Annotated in this window: 18 protein-coding genes and 1 pseudogene; 18 read left to right on the forward strand and 1 reads right to left on the reverse strand. The window is 67.5% G+C overall.

All coding sequences use genetic code 11. The features are described 5' to 3' along the window. Positions 1 to 116: 116 nt before the first annotated feature. The 7 genes from G6021_RS08685 (at position 117) to G6021_RS08715 (ending at position 6,955) form a co-directional block, all read left to right on the forward strand. Positions 117 to 1,733: a glycosyltransferase 87 family protein gene (locus G6021_RS08685; protein ID WP_347238938.1), complete on the forward strand. Its 1,617-nt coding sequence runs from the start codon at positions 117 to 119 to the stop codon at positions 1,731 to 1,733. Continuing rightward, positions 1,730 to 1,921: a hypothetical protein gene (locus tag G6021_RS08690; RefSeq protein ID WP_179523918.1), complete on the forward strand. Its 192-nt coding sequence runs from the start codon at positions 1,730 to 1,732 to the stop codon at positions 1,919 to 1,921. The genes G6021_RS08685 and G6021_RS08690 overlap by 4 nt, the downstream gene beginning before the upstream one ends. A gap of 137 nt (positions 1,922 to 2,058) precedes the next feature. Then, positions 2,059 to 2,346: a 30S ribosomal protein S6 gene (rpsF, locus tag G6021_RS08695; protein WP_107747067.1), complete on the forward strand. Its 288-nt coding sequence runs from the start codon at positions 2,059 to 2,061 to the stop codon at positions 2,344 to 2,346. Positions 2,347 to 2,435: 89 nt separating this feature from the next. Next, positions 2,436 to 3,008, forward strand: coding sequence for a single-stranded DNA-binding protein (locus G6021_RS08700; protein WP_179523917.1), 573 nt, complete (start codon positions 2,436 to 2,438; stop codon positions 3,006 to 3,008). A 115-nt stretch (positions 3,009 to 3,123) separates the two neighbouring features. Continuing rightward, complete coding sequence (gene rplI / locus G6021_RS08705) at positions 3,124 to 3,576, forward strand: 50S ribosomal protein L9 (RefSeq protein WP_179523916.1); 453 nt, start codon at positions 3,124 to 3,126, stop codon at positions 3,574 to 3,576. 508 nt (positions 3,577 to 4,084) lie between these two features. After that, positions 4,085 to 5,875, forward strand: coding sequence for a replicative DNA helicase (gene dnaB / locus G6021_RS08710; RefSeq protein ID WP_179526058.1), 1,791 nt, complete (start codon positions 4,085 to 4,087; stop codon positions 5,873 to 5,875). 213 nt (positions 5,876 to 6,088) lie between these two features. Next, positions 6,089 to 6,955, forward strand: coding sequence for an abortive infection family protein (locus G6021_RS08715; protein ID WP_182641074.1), 867 nt, complete (start codon positions 6,089 to 6,091; stop codon positions 6,953 to 6,955). Positions 6,956 to 7,205: 250 nt separating this feature from the next. Here G6021_RS08715 and G6021_RS08720 read toward each other — a convergent pair. Then, positions 7,206 to 7,481, reverse strand: a pseudogene (locus G6021_RS08720) (transposase); the annotation flags it as partial. Positions 7,482 to 8,322: 841 nt separating this feature from the next. Between G6021_RS08720 and G6021_RS08730 the strand changes: the two are divergent. The 11 genes from G6021_RS08730 to G6021_RS17285 all read left to right on the forward strand — a co-directional run. Beyond that, entirely contained in the window at positions 8,323 to 8,847 is a 525-nt protein-coding gene (locus G6021_RS08730; protein WP_182641085.1) for an OsmC family protein, read from the forward strand. A 58-nt stretch (positions 8,848 to 8,905) separates the two neighbouring features. Further along, positions 8,906 to 9,346, forward strand: coding sequence for a cyanase (cynS, locus tag G6021_RS08735; RefSeq protein WP_241736484.1), 441 nt, complete (start codon positions 8,906 to 8,908; stop codon positions 9,344 to 9,346). Between the two features lie 44 nt (positions 9,347 to 9,390). Then, the gene (locus G6021_RS08740; RefSeq protein ID WP_182641077.1) at positions 9,391 to 10,467 is read left to right on the forward strand and encodes an acyl-CoA dehydrogenase family protein; all 1,077 of its coding nucleotides are present in this window, start codon (positions 9,391 to 9,393) and stop codon (positions 10,465 to 10,467) included. A 48-nt stretch (positions 10,468 to 10,515) separates the two neighbouring features. Further along, entirely contained in the window at positions 10,516 to 11,184 is a 669-nt protein-coding gene (locus tag G6021_RS08745) for a sigma-70 family RNA polymerase sigma factor (RefSeq protein ID WP_182641078.1), read from the forward strand. Then, positions 11,181 to 11,465: a hypothetical protein gene (locus G6021_RS08750; RefSeq protein ID WP_182641079.1), complete on the forward strand. Its 285-nt coding sequence runs from the start codon at positions 11,181 to 11,183 to the stop codon at positions 11,463 to 11,465. Before G6021_RS08745 ends, G6021_RS08750 begins: the two co-directional genes overlap by 4 nt. Further along, complete coding sequence (locus G6021_RS08755) at positions 11,465 to 12,052, forward strand: flavin reductase family protein (protein ID WP_182641080.1); 588 nt, start codon at positions 11,465 to 11,467, stop codon at positions 12,050 to 12,052. Before G6021_RS08750 ends, G6021_RS08755 begins: the two co-directional genes overlap by 1 nt. 35 nt (positions 12,053 to 12,087) lie before the next feature. Then, positions 12,088 to 13,317 carry a CmpA/NrtA family ABC transporter substrate-binding protein gene (locus G6021_RS08760; protein ID WP_182641081.1) on the forward strand — a complete coding sequence of 410 codons (1,230 nt, stop codon included), beginning with the start codon at positions 12,088 to 12,090 and terminating at the stop codon, positions 13,315 to 13,317. Next, positions 13,314 to 14,279 carry an ABC transporter permease gene (locus tag G6021_RS08765; RefSeq protein WP_182641082.1) on the forward strand — a complete coding sequence of 322 codons (966 nt, stop codon included), beginning with the start codon at positions 13,314 to 13,316 and terminating at the stop codon, positions 14,277 to 14,279. Before G6021_RS08760 ends, G6021_RS08765 begins: the two co-directional genes overlap by 4 nt. Next, a complete protein-coding gene (locus G6021_RS08770) occupies positions 14,272 to 15,117 on the forward strand; it encodes an ABC transporter ATP-binding protein (RefSeq protein WP_182641083.1) in 846 nt (281 codons plus the stop codon). Before G6021_RS08765 ends, G6021_RS08770 begins: the two co-directional genes overlap by 8 nt. After that, positions 15,114 to 15,434, forward strand: coding sequence for a rhodanese-like domain-containing protein (locus G6021_RS17280; protein WP_182641084.1), 321 nt, complete (start codon positions 15,114 to 15,116; stop codon positions 15,432 to 15,434). The genes G6021_RS08770 and G6021_RS17280 overlap by 4 nt, the downstream gene beginning before the upstream one ends. Positions 15,435 to 15,505: 71 nt before the next feature. Next, on the forward strand, positions 15,506 to 15,832 hold a 327-nt coding region (locus G6021_RS17285; RefSeq protein WP_241736481.1), incomplete at its 3' end, for an MBL fold metallo-hydrolase.

Below are 15,832 nucleotides of genomic sequence, written 5' to 3' on the forward strand. Positions count from 1 at the left end.
CGCCCCCGAGCCGGCCCCGGTTCCCGGTGGCGGAGGCGACGGGGGAGGCACGGGAGGCGGCGGCGACGCCGGAGACGGCGGGGCCTGACCCGGATACGGTGCACTAGGGTGTGGTCGTGCAGAGCAACGGCCACCTCTCCCCGCTGCCGCTCGACAGGGACCTGCGATCGCTCGGCCCCCGGGACCGGGTGCGACCCGGGGACGGGGCCGCCAGGACGGTGCTGGACGCGTGGGGCGGACCGGTCGGTGAGCACGCGGTCGTAGGACGGCAGCGGTTCTGGACGCCGCTGCGCGTGATCATGATGTTCGCGGTGCTCTTCCTGGCGCTCGGGTTCTTCTCCAAGGCAGCCTGCCTGGTCACCACCAGCCCCACCGACGGCTCCGCGCCGGGGCTCAACTGGACCGGCCAGCAGTACTACAAGGCCTGCTACGCCGACCCGCTCCCGCTCTACGCGGTGCAGGGTCTGGACTCCGGTGAGCTGCCGTACCGGTACATGTGGGTAGGCGACGACGGCGGTGCCCGCTACATGGAGTACCCGGTGGTGTCCGGGATGTTCCAGTACGTCACCGCCCAGGCGGCCCAGGCCTGGCACGCGGTGGCCCCCGGCGGTCCCATCGAGGTGGTCAAGTACTTCGTCCTCGGCTGCGTGATCCTGGCGTTCCTCTGGATGGTCGCCGTGTGGGCCACCTACCTGTCGGCCGGGCGCCGGCCGTGGGACACGCTGCTCATGGCCGCCAGTCCGCTCATCATCTTCCAGGCCTTCACCAACTACGACCTGATGGCGGTGGCGTTCGCGTCCGTGGCGCTCCTGCTGTGGGCGCGCAGCAGGCCGGTCTGGGCGGGGGTCGTCCTGGGGATCGGCGTGGCGGCCAAGCTGTACCCGCTGTTCCTCTTCGGCGCCCTGCTGGTGGTGGCCATCCGCCGCAGGCGCTTCGTGGACCTGGGCAAGGCGGCCGTGGCGGCGGTGGCGGCCTGGTTGGCGGTCAACCTGCCGATCATGATCCCGTTCCCGGAGGGCTGGCGGGAGTTCTTCCGGCTCAACTCGGACCGCCCCGCCAACCCGGAGAGCATCTACGCCGTCATGCAGACCCTGACGGGCTGGCAGGGCTTCGACGCCGGGCGCGCCGCGGGCGAGGCCCCGGCCACGCTCAACACGGTGTCCCTGGTCCTGTTCGCCCTCGGCTGCGTGGCCGTGCTGGTCATCGGACTCACCGCCGCGACCACCCCGCGGATCGCGCAGCTGGCGTTCCTCATCGTGGCGGTGTTCCTGCTCACCAACAAGGTGTGGAGCCCGCAGTACTCACTGTGGCTGGTCCCGCTGGCGGTGCTCGCGGTGCCGCGGGCCAGGCTGCTGGTGCCGTGGATGGTCTTCGACGCCCTGCTGTGGGTGGCGCACATGTCGTACTTCCACGGGGTGGCCAACAAGGGCATCGGGCCCGAGACGTTCCATCCGCTCGTCCTGGTGCGCGACCTGATGGTCGTGGCCATCTGTGTGGTGGTGATCCGCGAGATCTACCGGCCGCACCTGGACCTGGTCCGGATGGCGCACCAGGGCACACCCGAGGGGCCGGACCCCCTGGCCGGGGTGCTCGCGGACCCCGGCGAACCGCTGGTCGGACCGACGGTCCAGGAGAACGACGACCGTGACGACGACCGTGACGACGACCATGACGACGACCATGACGACGACGAGGCCCGCGGGGTCCGACACACGGGGGGCACCACCGGATGAGCACCAGTGCGATGATCTGGATGTTCGTGTGCATCCTCGTCGGATTCGTCTGCATGGTCACCGCCGCCGGCGGGCACCGCGCGGGGTGGCGCCAGCCCGTGTGGATCTCCTGGACCGTGGCGGCGTTCCTGTTCCTCACCGTGGTACCCGTGGTCCTGGCGCTGACGATCGGCCTGCGGCACGGCTGAGGCGGCTCGAGCGGGGTGAGGGGATTTCGTGGGCGGTCCTCAAGCGGGGTAGCCTTAGCGGGTTGCTGACGCAACGACCCTCCTGCCACGGAGATTCCGTGGCCGAATCTGTAGTCCACAGGAGGTGATGAGGTCCCATGCGTCAATACGAAGTGATGGTCATCCTCGATCCGAGTCTCGACGAGCGCACCGTGGCGCCGTCGCTGGACACGTTCCTCAACGTGATCCGGCAAGAGGGCGGTTCGGTCGACAAGGTCGATGTCTGGGGAAAGCGCCGCTTTGCCTACGAGATCAACAAGCAGACCGAGGGCATCTACGCCGTCGTGCAGATCAAGTCCGAGCCGGACGCGGTCAAGGAGCTGGATCGTCAGCTCGGTCTGAACGAGAACGTGCTCCGCACCAAGGTGCTCCGCGCCGACAAGTGACCCGGGTTCTCCGGCCCGCCCGCTAATCTGGGCGTGGTCGGTCGAGCTCCGATCACCACCACCTGAGCGTCAACACGGAGGACAAGCGCATGGCACAGGGCGACACCCCCATCACCGTGGTCGGGAACATCGTCGCGGACCCCGAGCTGCGGTTCACACCGTCGGGTGCCGCGGTGGCGAACTTCCGGATCGCCTCGACGCCGCGCCGCTTCAACTCCCAGACCAACCAGTGGGAGGACGGCGAAGGCCTGTTCCTCACCTGCAACGTGTGGCGCCAGGCCGCCGAGAACGTGGCGGAGTCCCTGCAGAAGGGGATGCGCGTCGTCGTCACCGGTCGCCTGCGCCAACGGTCGTACGAAACCCGTGAGGGCGAGAAGCGCACGGTGTACGAGGTGGAGGTCGACGAGGTCGGCCCGTCGCTCAAGTACGCCACGGCCAAGGTCACCCGCACCAACCGCGAGGGCGGCGGGGGCGGCTTCCAGGGTGGTGGCCAGCAGGGCGGCGGTCAGCAGGGCGGCGGATTCCAGTCCGGCGGCCAGCCGCAGGGCGGCTTCGGTGGCGGCCAGGGCGGCGGCCAGCAGAACGACGATCCGTGGGGCAGCGCTCCCCGGGCCGGCGGTTCCGGTGGCTTCGGCGGCATGGACGACGAGCCCCCGTTCTGATCCCAGGGTCTTTTCCCCGGGGCGCGCGATGCGCCCCACCCCATAAGCATGAGACATGACCTCGCGAGAGTCCGGCCCCGGTCGGCTCGTCGGAGGAAAGAAAGGTAGACGGATCATGAAGCTGATCCTCACCGCCGACGTCGACAAGCTCGGTGCGCCGGGCGACATCGTCGAGGTCAAGGGCGGATACGGCCGTAACTTCCTGCTCCCGCGTGGGCTGGCCATCGTGGCCACCCCGGGCGCCGAGCGCCAGATCGAGTCGATCAAGCGGGTCCAGGAGGCCCGTGAGGTGCGCGACTCGGACCACGCCAACGAGCTCAAGCAGAAGCTCGAGTCGCTCGCCGACGTCAAGGTCGCGGTCAAGACCTCCGACACCGGCAAGCTGTTCGGCTCGGTCACCGCGGGCGATGTCGCCTCCGCGATCAAGTCCGCCGGGGGGCCGGCGCTCGACAAGCGCGCCGTCCACATGCCCAAGGAGCACATCAAGTCGACCGGCGCCCAGAGCGTCGTCGTCGAGCTCGGGCATGACACGACCGCCAAGGTCGAGTTCGAGGTCGTTCCCGCCTGATCTCCCACGTAGGGCCCCGGTCGTCGTCCTCGACGGCCGGGGCCCTCGTCGTGGACGCGACGAGGTTGTGGACCGCCTGTGGATAACCCCGACGGCAAAATACAACGGTGTCGGTTCCGATACCGATAATGTTCATCTTTCGTTACCTATTGCGTCGTTGAACCGAGCGTGATACACGCCGTTCTCCACCGTCGCACATGCGAGCGAAGAGCCGCATGACCAGCACTTTTGTTCAGTTGCGACCGGGTAATCCACCGGTTGTCCACAGGCGGACCGGCATCGGGCCAGCGAATCGGGAATTCATCCACAGTTGTCCACAGTCGGCCACCAACGATTGTGGAGAAACCTGTGGATAACTTGACGGGTGGCTGCCGGGCGTGTCGCCCCGGTGGCCTACAGTGAACTGGTCACGCGGGGCAGGCGAGTCGGCTCGGGAGTACCGCACGCCAGAGGCGTGAGGCGGAGAGGAGAGGTCATGGCGCAGGGGGGATTTGACGGATCCGACGAGATGCCGCCTCCGCCGGACGAGGGTGGACGCTCGGAGTTCGGTCGCACGCCGCCGCAGGACCTCACCGCGGAGCAATCGGTGCTCGGCGGAATGCTCCTCAGCAAGGACGCGATCGCGGACGTGGTGGAGGAGATCCAGCCGGGCGACTTCTACAAGCCGTCGCACCAGGCCGTCTACGACGTGATCCTGGACCTGTACGCCCGTGGCGAGCCCGCGGACGCCGTCACCGTGGCCGCCGAGCTTGACCGCCGTGGTGACCTCCGGCGCGCCGGAGGGGCCACCTACCTCCACACCCTCATCTCGACCGTGCCCACGGCCGCCAACGCGGGGTACTACGCACAGATCGTCTCGGAGAAGGCGATCCTGCGGCGTCTGGTCGACGCAGGGACGCGGATCGTGCAGTTCGGCTACTCGGGGTCCGAGGGAGCCGACGTGGCCGAGGTGGTGGACCGGGCGCAGGCCGAGATCTTCGAGGTGACCGAGCGCCGGACCACCGAGGACTACGTGATCATCGAGGAGCTCCTGCAGCCCACGATGGACGAGATCGACGCCATTCACACGGCCGGCGGGCTGAGCAACGGTGTCCCCACGGGCTTCGCCGACCTCGACGCCGTGACCAACGGGCTCCACGGCGGCCAGATGATCATCATCGCCGCCCGCCCCGGTGTCGGTAAGGCACTCGCCCTGGACACGGTGCTCCCGACCCCGGGCGGCGTGACCACCATGGGGAACGTGGGCGTCGGCGACCGGGTGCTCGGCGCCGACGGGCAGCCGACCGAGGTCGTGGCCGTGACCGAGGTGTGGGAGGACCGCCCCTGCTTCACCCTGCGGTTCAACGACGGCGCGGAGATCGTGGCGGACGCCGAGCACGAGTGGCGGATCGAGATGGGCGGCACCCACCAGACCGTCACCACCAAGTCACTTGAGACGCTGATGCTGGTGAGCGACTTCGGCATCCTGGTGCCCGAGAACGCCGGTTCAGGGCGCCCCGACCGCCTGATCATCGACGTCCGCGGCGCGCAGAGCGTCCCGGTCAGGTGCATCGAGGTCGCCGCCGATGATCACCTGTACCTGGCCGGTCCCACCGGGATTCCCACGCACAACTCCACCATCGGCCTGGACATCATGCGATCGTGCTCGATCAAGAACGGGCTCTCCTCCGTGCTGTTCTCCCTGGAGATGAGCAAGACCGAGATCGTCATGCGTCTGATGAGCGCCGAGGCGCGGGTCAAGCTCTCCGACATGAAGTCGGGAAAGATGAGCGACGAGGACTGGACCCGCATGGCCCGGCGGATGGGCGAGATCTCCGAGGCCCCGCTGTTCATCGACGACTCGCCCAACCTCACCATGATGGAGATCCGGGCCAAGGCCCGCCGACTCAAGCAGAAGCACGACCTCCGGCTGATCGTGGTGGACTACCTGCAGTTGATGTCCAGCGGCAAGAAGGTCGAGTCCCGCCAGCAGGAGGTCTCCGAGTTCTCCCGCCAGCTCAAGCTGCTGGCCAAGGAGCTCGACGTGCCACTGATCGCGATCTCCCAGCTGAACCGTGGCCCGGAGCAGCGCACCGACAAGCGGCCCCAGGTCTCCGACCTCCGCGAGTCCGGCTCGCTTGAGCAGGACGCCGACATCGTCATGCTGCTCCACCGGCCCGACTCCACCGAGCGCGACGACCCGCGCGCCGGCGAGGCCGACCTCATCCTGGGCAAGCACCGTGGTGGTCCGACCTCCACCATCACCGTGGCGCACCAGCTGCACTACTCGCGGTTCGTGGATATGGCGCGCGGGTTGTAGGTGCCGTGTCGGTTCTCAAACAATCTGTCAGTTTCTCACTGGCGTGTCACACGGTTCGCAGGAATCTGCCACCTTGACCTTGTCCGGCGGATCCGCCTTCGGCGGTTGGAGGGCGGGGGGTTTGGCGATTCCAAGCGCCTAGGGGCCGGATACTGGTGGGGTGTGGCGGGAGAATCTCGCAGAGCAACAGTTGGGCGCTGAGAGTGAATGACAATGGATGATGTGAAGGCGGGGCAAAAAGACCTGGTCAGCCGACGGGTGCGCTCGGCGATCAGAGATGAAATGAGTGGTACCCATCTGCGTGACATCCAGACGATGTGGGAAGACGAGGGATTTGCGCCTACGCCACTTGACGAACCGATCGGCGGACAACGAGTCACGCTATTCCAGGAATACCTGGACAGTGTGGATTGGGCGAGCCCACTTCACGTCCAGCGTGCTCTAAGAGTCTTTACTGTCGCGATCGATCACCTGGTTGATCCGATCCCTGAGACATCCGAATACGCCGAACGAACATTACGAAGACTTCGCAGGCTACTCAAGTCCGATGGTATTGAACTCAACACTGCGGGCGAATTCCTCCCTCGCTCGTCGTGGCCAGTTTCGCCTGATCTTTTGGCGTCAATTGATGATCCTGACGTGATACTCGATCATTTGAAGAGGCTTGATCGTGCCGTCGCCGCCGATGACCCTGCCCAAGTAATTGGTACAGCCAAGGAACTGGTCGAATCGACTGCGAAGCTCGTACTGCTGTCCTGTGGTGAGAAGGTAGACGGCGGCGAGGATCTTCCAGCGCTAACACGACGTGCCCAGATTCTACTCGGGATCCATCCAGAGTCGATCGCAGCTGGACCAGATGGGCTCGGTGGCGTAAAGAAGATTCTGGGTGCGGCGTCAACCGTTACTTCCGGTGTTGCAGAACTAAGAAACCGAGGGTTTGGCACTGGGCATGGGGGACATGAGAGGCCAGTCGGTCTGCATCGCCGACATGCTCGCCTTGCGGTGAACGCCGCACGCCTTTGGTGCGAGTTTGTCTTGGATACCCTCAGCGACCCAAGAGCTCCTTGGCGCGAGAAGTGATGGATACGCGTCCCGAGCGTCCCGAGCGTCCTTAGGGGCTTCAAACGGCCAACGGCCCTCCTAGCCTTGAAGCGCCCGTGCAGGAGTGCGCGAGAGCGCCGGGCTTTAAATTGCTTAGCTGATTGCGCTGTAGGGACTTTGGAGCCATGGGTGGCCCAAGTCATTTGAGTTAACGGGTGGCCAAGGCGCGACTGCTTGGCCAGCGCGAAGGAACGCTCGACAACATTTCGCCCTTCTGTAGAGGTCAGCGTCAAGTTTCGGCGGTCTGCCACCGTGGCTGCCTCGGCGTCCGCGGGCGTCGGATCGGGTCGGACGAGTACGCCTTGTCGGCGATCACCGCGTCCGGGCGGGTGCGAGGACGGCCTCGAGCTTGGCGGGGAACGTGGATGTCAGTCAGCACTTCGGCGAGCATCGCGCCTTCATCGCGCTGCCCGCCAGTGATCACGTTCGCCAGCGGCCGGCCGCGGCAGTCGACGGCGCTGTGGATCTTGGTCGTCAACCCACCACGCGACCTGCCAATACCTTGACCTGCAGGTTCACGCTCTGCGGCGGGGCGATTCCCGTGACTCGACCGAGCGCCCTGTGTCCTGTTCGGCGCGGATCGAACTTGTCCGGTGCTGATGGGCGCGACAAATGGGGGCATCGACTGAGACGTTCCAGTCGATCAACTCGGCCGCGTCTGCTTCGGCGAGGGTCGTCTGCAGGACTCGGTCCCAGGTGCCGTCTTCGGCGTACCGGGCGTGGCGCTTCCACACTGTCTGCCACGGACCAAACTCCTCGTGCGGCAGGTCGCGCCGGGGAATCCCTGCCGGTAGCGGTAAATGGTGCCTTCGACGACCTTGCGGTTGTCTCGAAACGGATGCCCCTGCCGCCCAGAGTTGGAGGGCAACAGGGGCTCGATCCGTTCCCGCTGCTCGTCGGTGAAGTGGCGACATCTCGACTTCTTCCGTGCCATTCGGACGCCGTCTCGCGAGTCACCACCCAGCAATGGAAGGCACGCCCCAGGACGATTCCGCCTCAGTCGCCGACCGTGCGATTCGATCTTGCGCTGTGGTACTGGGTGGTGAGAGGTGAGCTCCCCGGTTCTGCACTCCACGTCCGGGTCACCTTGGGGCGTTCGCACTAGCGCTCGCCCGCGGTGCCGGTGACGGGGATCACTCACCCGTCCTCCGGCGTGTCGCCTGCGTATCGAGTTGTTTCATCGACGTAAAGCGTCGCCGGGAGGTGCAACGGTTCGTGGCGCCGGTGGAACGAACCAGGTGACACTCCATTGCGCGACCGGTAGATGCGGTCGTGGCGAGGCGGTGTCCCGGACGGCCGACCGGCCGCCGGCCCCACCGAAGAAGGACCCCACCGTGACCGAGACCATCCGCACCCTCGTCGACATCGACCTCGACGGCCTGGCCGACCTCTCCGCAACCTCCAAGGAGAACCCCTCCACCGGTCACCGAACTCTCAAGGCGACCACCGTCTGTGAGACCGGTTTCCGCAACCTCACATCAGTGCGGGACACCGCTCCGGTCCTCGTCTCCGAGCCGTGCGCACTGCTCGGCGACAACGCCGCCCCCAATCCGTCCGAGGTCGCCCTCGCCGCGCTCGGGTCCTGCATCAACGTGGGCCTGGTCGCGAACGCCGGTCACCGCGGGGTCGCGCTGACCACCGCCGAGATCGCCATGGAAGGCGACATCGACATCTCCGCCGTCTGGGGGGTCGGCGACACCGACCCGGCCAAGATCATGGGGTTTACCGCGATCCGCTGCACCATCACGCTCGCCGGTGACACTGACGAGACCACCCTCACCGCGATCGCCGAATCCGCCATGCGCTGGTCACCGGTGGTCAACACGATGACCAACCCGGTCGAGGTCTCCCACACCACCGTCGTCGCCTGATCGCCCGTCACCAGACCCGAGGAGAGCACCGATGAACACCACCGACCCCCGCACGGTCCTGGACAAGACCGAGGCCGGCCGCATCGTCGATGCGGCGCGCGTCCGCGCCTGCAAGTCCTGGGAGGAGCTGGCCGAGGCGGCCGGTAGCGCCCCTGTGTGGACGACCGCTGCGCTGCTAGGGATGCACCCGATGAGCAATACGCAGGCCGCGGCCGTAGCCGACCTCCTGGACCTGGGCGGCGACGTCGTCGAGGCACTCGTCGCCCAGCCCACCCGGGGCGTCGTGGTCGGGCCGCCTCCGGCAGACCCCACGCTGTATCGATTCCACGAGGCGCTCATGGTCTACGGACCGGCCCTCAAAGCTCTGATCCACGAAGAGTTCGGTGACGGGATCATGAGCGCCATCAATTTCCAGGTCGACATCGCCCGCCGGTCGGACCCGGGTGGCGACCGGGTCGTCGTGACCTTCGACGGGAAATTTCTCGATTACAACTGGTGAGCCCCGCCACCACCACCCATCTCATGCCAAGTCGGAGGAACACCATGACCGCCACAGCGATCCCCGTTTCCACCTCTACTCCCGTCGACCTGGACGGTGTGTTAGAGACAGTCGCCGCCCGGGCAGACGACCTCGACCGTGGGGAGGGCGCCTCCAGAGACGTCCTGCCCCTGCTCGCCTCGACCGGCGCGCTCGACGCGGGCCTGCCGCGCAACCGTGATGGTGGACTGCTCGGGATGGTCGAAACCCTGGCCCAGGTGTCCGCCTGCTGCCTCTCCTCGGCGTTCACCGCCTGGGCGCACCGCATGACAATGGAGTACCTGGCGCACGCCGACACCCCCTACTCCCGCGACCTGCTCACGGCGATGGTCACCGGTGAACGCCCGGGGGTCACTGGGATGGCCTCGGCGTTCCGCGAGTTGGCCGGCTGTGGCAGTCTCGACGTGACCGCCACGGTCGAAGGTGAGGAACTGGTGCTCGACGGCACCCTGCGATGGGCCTCCAACCTGTACGAGGACGCCGTCCTCGTCACGGCGGCGCGCACCACCACCGGCGACCGCATTTTGGTCGCCCTGCCAGTCGACACCCCGGGCGTCACAGTGGGCCCACCCTTCTCCCTCATGGCGCTCGGCTCCACCGCCTCGTCGTTCCTGAAAATCGAGAACGTCCGGATCGGCACACACCAGGTGCTGACCAGCGATTTCGAGGCCTTCCTCACCGCCGTTCGGCCTACATTCGTGATGCTGCAGACCGCGCTGTGCGTGGGCCTGGCTACCACTGCCCTGGAAGAGGCTCGCTCGTCGCTAATCGGCGTCAACGCGGTGTTCGCCGGCGAGGTCGACCGGCTCGTGGGCAAGCTCGCGCTGGTCCGCTCTGCCATGACCGCCCACGCCCGCGCCGAGGCGACAGCCCACGCCGCCGGGCGCGCCGAGCTCCTCGCCATGCGCCTGCAAGCGGCGGAGGTCGCCTTCGAGGCCGCGATTTTGGAGACCAAATCTGCTGGAGGCAAGGGCTACGCACGCTCGTCCGGCACTTCCCGGCGCATGCGCGAGGCCGTCTTCTTCCCGGTCCAGTCGCCGTCCGAGGCCCAGCTGAGGTGGGAGCTGGCCAGCTGCGCCTGAGCGCAGTCAGCGAGGCACCCGCGACGAGCCACCTGAAAGGAGTGCACCATGACCGTCGACGAACTGGGGCCTGCCGCCGTCCTGGCCCGAGGCGATCGCCACGAGGTCGCCGGCTTGGTGGCCGAGTACTACCCGGGCATGCTCCGCTTCGCCCAGACGCTCGTGCCGTCCAGCGCGGCGGCCGAAGATGTGGTCCAGGAGACGTGGATCGCCGTGCTCGGCGGCCTGGAGGGCTTCGAGGGACGCTCCGGTTTCCGCACCTGGCTCTACGCCGTGCTGCGGAACAAGGCGTATCGGGCCACCGGGCAGGAGATCCGCCTGCGGCGTTATGAAGTCGTCGCAGTTCCGGAGTACGACGGGCAGGACGACCCCCACGGCATCGCTGGCCGGATGCACCCGCCCGGGCACCCCGACGCCGGTCACTGGTCGACACCGCCCGAGGCCAGGTTCCTGCCTGAGACGGCTGCCGTCAACGCGGAACTCGGACGGGTACTCGCTGCCGAACTCGGCCGGTTACCGGACCGGCAGCGCCAGGTGGTGTTGCTGCGCGAGGTCGACGGACTGACCGCCAGCGAGGTGGAGGAACTTGCCGGCATCCCGGCGACCACCCAGCGTTCCCTGCTCCACCGGGCGCGAGCGCGGCTGCGCGGCGCGCTCGAGTGCTACACGACCGGCCAGTGCGCCGACCCCACCCATCTCCACGCGGAGGTCCGATGACCACCACTTACCGCCCCGGCCCGGTCGAACCCGATTGTGTCGAATTCGTGAACCTGGCTCACCAACTCCTCGATGCCGACGAGTCGACCTGGGATCGCGAGATACATGCTCACCTCGCCTCCTGCCCGCCTTGCGAGGTCTACCTCCGTCAACTCGAGGACCTCCGAACTCTGCTCCGCTCCCTCGGCCCCGCCCTGCCCACAGATGACCCACGGCTCCTCACCGCGCTGAAGGCACTCGAGAACCGCCCGAACCCGACCACCGCCCACAGGAGCACCTAATGACAGTCACCGCCGATCAGACCGATACTTCAGATCACGCCCACCTTGTAAACGACGACCTCTCGGGGGTGTGGCGCCGGGGTGACCAGGTCGACGCGGCCGCTCTCAAGCAGACAGCGGGCGCCTTCCCCAGCGGGGTCACCGTCATCACCACCGTGCAGGGAATCCGGCCGGTGGGCATGACGGTGAGCTCCTTCACGACCGTCTCCATCGATCCGCCCCTGGTGCTAGTGTGCGTGGACCGCCGCGCCAGCTGCCTCCACGCATTCCGCATCGGCGCCCCGATGGGCGTAAACGTCCTCGGCTGTGAACAGGGGCCTCTGGCCCGGACCTTCGCCGGCCGGGGTGAGGACAGGTTCGACGGCGTCGAGTACCGCGCGGGTCCGCACGGGGTGCCGCTTCTGAAGGGCACCTCCGCCTGGCTCTCAACCCATATCGACCGCATCTACGACGGCGGCGACCACCAGATCCTCGTGGCGCGGGTCCACGCCGTGCACCGCGATGACACCCCGCCGTTGCTCTACCACTCCGGGCGCATGCACGACTGGGCCGTGGCAGCCGTCGCCTCACACGCGGAACAGCACTGATGCGCACGCCACCCGGTGCGCCAGATCACCTGCGCTTGGGACGCAGGGGGTTCCTCGCCCTCGCAGGTACCACCGCGGGATCCGGGCTACTCGCCGCCTGCGGCACCGCGAGCACGGCTCCACCCGCCGCCCCGGCGGCCGAACCCGGCACCCACGGCGTGGACGTGCCCGCCCTGCCGGGAATCGAGAACCCCGAGCTCACGATCGGTTTCATCCCCATCACCTGTGCTTCCCCGCTGGTCAACGCGGCCCCGTTGGGCATCTACGCCAAACACGGGCTGAGGGTGACGCTCAAGAAGTACGCGGGCTGGGCCGACCTGTGGGGGGCGTACGTGGCAGGCGAGGTTCAGGCCACGCACATGCTGGCCCCGATGCCGCTGGCCCTGCACCACGGCTTCGCGTCCGGCCGCAAGGCCACGCGGATGCCGCTCATCACCAACGTCAATGGGCAGGCCATCACGTTGGCGAACCGCCATCGCGACACCGTGCGGGGCCCGGAGGACATGCGCGGTTTCGTGCTGGGGATCCCCTTCGACTTCTCCATGCACAACCTGCTGCTACGCCACTACCTGTCCACCGGGGGCCTCGACCCGGACCTCGATGTGGACCTCCGGATCCTGCGGCCGGCCGACATGGTCGCCAACCTGCTCACCGGCAATATCGACGGCTTCCTCGGACCGGATCCGTTCAACCAGCTCGCCGTGGCGAGGGGCGCCGGATACCTGTTCACTCTGACCCGCGACCTGTGGGACGGTCACCCCTGCTGTTGCCTCGGTGTGTCCGACGAGTGGGCACTCGAAAACCCGGTGACCTACCGAGCGCTCACCAGGGCCGTCGCCGACGCCGCGGTGTGGTCGGACGATCCCGCTCACCGGCATCAAGCCGCGGCGTCGATGGCCACCGAGCAGTTCCTCAACCAACAACCCGAGTTGCTCACCGCGATCCTCACGGGCACGTACCCCGACGGCACCGGGAACACAGTGCAAGCACCCGATCGAATCGGCTTCCGCCCGTTCCCTAGAGAGGACTTCGGCATGTGGATCCTGACCCAGTTACAGCGGTGGGGACTCACAGATGCCCGGGACCTCGGCGACTCCTCCGCCCTGTATGCCGCGACCACCGAGGTACTCGACACCCCCGCCGCGGCCCGCGCCCTCCACGACCTCGGGGTCGGCATCCCGCCGGCCCGCACCGAGACCATCACCGGCATCCCGTTCAACCCCGCCCGAACCGACATCTGGACCCGCCGAGAGGTGACCTCATGACCACGACACCCAGCCCACCCAAGGCCCCCGGCGAACCCGCCCCCGACCACCGCCGCTCGTCGGGGACCGGAGTCGAGGCCGGCGACCACACGGCCAGTGACGCCCCAAACGCACACCGCTCTACCTTGAACTCGCTGTTGGGCCGACTGCCACGACGGGGATCAGGGGCCCCGTCGTCGGACCGCGCCACATCCCGCGACCGCGCTTTCGCCGCCCTGATCCTGGTCGTCACCACCACCGTGTTCATCGGCCTCTGGAACATGGCGACCACGGGGGACGACGGAGGGCTCGCCCCCACCCCGGCGGCCACGCTCAGCTCGGCTATCGAGATTCTCTCCGACCCCTTTTACCGGGAAGGCATCAACAGCGTGGGGGTGTTCTGGCACCTCCTCGCCAGCCTGCAGCGGGTGCTCACGGGCTTCCTCGTGGCGGCGGTGATCGCGATCCCGCTGGGATTCCTGCTCGGTTCGGTGCGATCCGCCCGCTGGGGTCTCGACCCGATCATCCAGATCCTCCGGCCCGTCTCGCCCCTGGCGTGGTTGCCACTGGGGCTGGCACTGCTGCGCGACGCCGAGCGCACCGCGCTCTTCGTCATCATCATGAGTGCACTGTGGCCGCTCCTGCTCAACACCATTGAGGGTGTGCGGTCCGTCAACCCGCTCCACCTCCAACTCGCCCGCACCGTCGAGGCCGGGCGGTGGAGGGTGATCCGCTCGATCCTGCTGCCGTCCGCTCTACCGCAGATGATCACCGGCCTCCGGTTGTCGCTCTCTACGTCGTGGCTCGTCATCATCGCCGCCGAAATGCTCGTCGGCGGGCGTGGAATGGGTTACTTCGTCTGGAACATGTGGAACAAGCTCGACATCCCCGCGATCTGCGTGGCGATCCTCATCATCGGCCTCGTCGGTCTAGCGCTAGACCGCGCCGTGTCGGCCCTGCACAAGGTGGTCCCCCATGCCTGACACTTCTCTCTTCACCAACGACGACCCATCGGCCGGTTCGCGCCACGACGCGTCGTTCCTGCATCTGGAAGGAATCTCGAAGTCCTTCGGGAGTGCGGCGGACGCGGTGCAGATCGTCGCCCCTACAGATGTGCGGATCGGTCGCGGTCAGTTCGTCTCCCTCCTCGGCCCATCGGGTTGTGGGAAGTCCACGATCCTCTCGATCATCGCCGGTCTGGTCGAACCCTCTGACGGTTTCCTCTGGTTGGATCGCCGGCCGATCGACGGGCCCGGCGCCGACCGCGGGGTGGTGTTCCAACAGCACGTCCTGTTGCCGTGGATGAGCGCGCGGGAGAATGTGGAGTTCGCGCTCTCGTGCGCCCGCCCAGAGCTCGGCGCATCAGCTCGCGCCGAGGTGACGGACCACTACCTCGACCTCGTCCACCTGGGCCACGCCAAGGACCGCCTACCCGGACAGCTCTCGGGTGGCATGCAGCAACGCGTCGGCATCGCGCGCGCGTTCTCGCTGGAGCCCAAGGTGTTGCTCCTGGACGAGCCGTTCGGTGCTCTGGACGCGTTGACCCGTCACTCGCTTCAGCGCGAGCTGCTACGTCTGTGGGAGGCTGACCGACGCACGGTGGTCATGGTGACCCACGACGTCGACGAGGCGATCGCGCTCAGCGACCGCATCCTGGTGATGAACCATGGTCCGGACGCCACCGTGACGCGCGACATCAGCGTGCCCTTCGACCGGCCCCGCGACCCCGACACACTGCCGGACGACGCCGAGTACCGGAGATTGCGCACTTCTCTGCTGGACTCGCTCACCCGCGAGGAAACCACCGGGGACGCGGCGTGATCGACCCCTCCGCCCTAGTCACCGCGTCGTTCAGCGACTTCCCCCGCGCCGCGGACGGTGGTCCGGCCGCGGGCATCGTCCTGCTCGACGTACGGGACGACGAGGAGTACGCCCGCGATCACCTGGACCGAGCGCTACACCTGCCGGTCGCCCGCGTGGCCGACCGACTGGACGAGGTCCCGCCGGGCACCGTCTGGGTGCACTGCGAGCGCGGTTCCCGTGCCGAGCGTGCCGGTGCCGTTCTCGCCGCGGCCGGTCGGGAGGTCGTGGTCGTGCGCGAGAACATCCGCGCGGGTCGCGCCTCGGGCCTGGTCTGAGGCCCGGGTACCGGTTGTCCCTGCCGGCGCGCCGCAGGACTAGCCCGAACACGATCAACTAGGAGATCTCGATGCTTCTCGAACGCATCTACGACGAGGACCTCGCCCAGGCCGGCTACTTCATCGGCTGCCAGGCCAAGGGCGAGGCCGTGGTGGTCGACGCCCGCCGCGACATCCGCCAGTACCTGGATCTCGCCGCGCAGCACGGGATGACCATCACCGCCGTGACCGAGACCCATATCCACGCCGACTACCTCTCGGGCACCCGCGAGCTGGCCCGGGCCACCGGCGCGACCGTCTACGTCTCAGGCGAGGGTGGGGACGACTGGCAGTACGGTTTCGAGGCCGAGCGCCTCCACGACGGTGACCAGTTGACACTCGGCAACATCACCGTCGAG

The sequence above is a fragment of the Dietzia sp. CW19 genome (genome assembly GCF_014145265.1).
GTDB lineage: Bacteria > Actinomycetota > Actinomycetes > Mycobacteriales > Mycobacteriaceae > Dietzia > Dietzia natronolimnaea.

Excerpts from the sequence above, each read along its gene's own strand:
- G6021_RS08690 (WP_179523918.1), top strand. The coding sequence starts at position 1,730 with ATGAGCACCAGTGCGATGATCTGGATGTTCGTGTGCATCCTCGTCGGA.
- rpsF (WP_107747067.1), top strand. The coding sequence starts at position 2,059 with ATGCGTCAATACGAAGTGATGGTCATCCTCGATCCGAGTCTCGACGAG.
- G6021_RS08700 (WP_179523917.1), top strand. The coding sequence starts at position 2,436 with ATGGCACAGGGCGACACCCCCATCACCGTGGTCGGGAACATCGTCGCG.
- rplI (WP_179523916.1), top strand. The coding sequence starts at position 3,124 with ATGAAGCTGATCCTCACCGCCGACGTCGACAAGCTCGGTGCGCCGGGC.
- dnaB (WP_179526058.1), top strand. The coding sequence starts at position 4,085 with ATGCCGCCTCCGCCGGACGAGGGTGGACGCTCGGAGTTCGGTCGCACG.
- G6021_RS08715 (WP_182641074.1), top strand. The coding sequence starts at position 6,089 with ATGGATGATGTGAAGGCGGGGCAAAAAGACCTGGTCAGCCGACGGGTG.
- G6021_RS08740 (WP_182641077.1), top strand. The coding sequence starts at position 9,391 with ATGACCGCCACAGCGATCCCCGTTTCCACCTCTACTCCCGTCGACCTG.
- G6021_RS08745 (WP_182641078.1), top strand. The coding sequence starts at position 10,516 with ATGACCGTCGACGAACTGGGGCCTGCCGCCGTCCTGGCCCGAGGCGAT.
- G6021_RS08750 (WP_182641079.1), top strand. The coding sequence starts at position 11,181 with ATGACCACCACTTACCGCCCCGGCCCGGTCGAACCCGATTGTGTCGAA.
- G6021_RS08755 (WP_182641080.1), top strand. The coding sequence starts at position 11,465 with ATGACAGTCACCGCCGATCAGACCGATACTTCAGATCACGCCCACCTT.
- G6021_RS08765 (WP_182641082.1), top strand. The coding sequence starts at position 13,314 with ATGACCACGACACCCAGCCCACCCAAGGCCCCCGGCGAACCCGCCCCC.
- G6021_RS08770 (WP_182641083.1), top strand. The coding sequence starts at position 14,272 with ATGCCTGACACTTCTCTCTTCACCAACGACGACCCATCGGCCGGTTCG.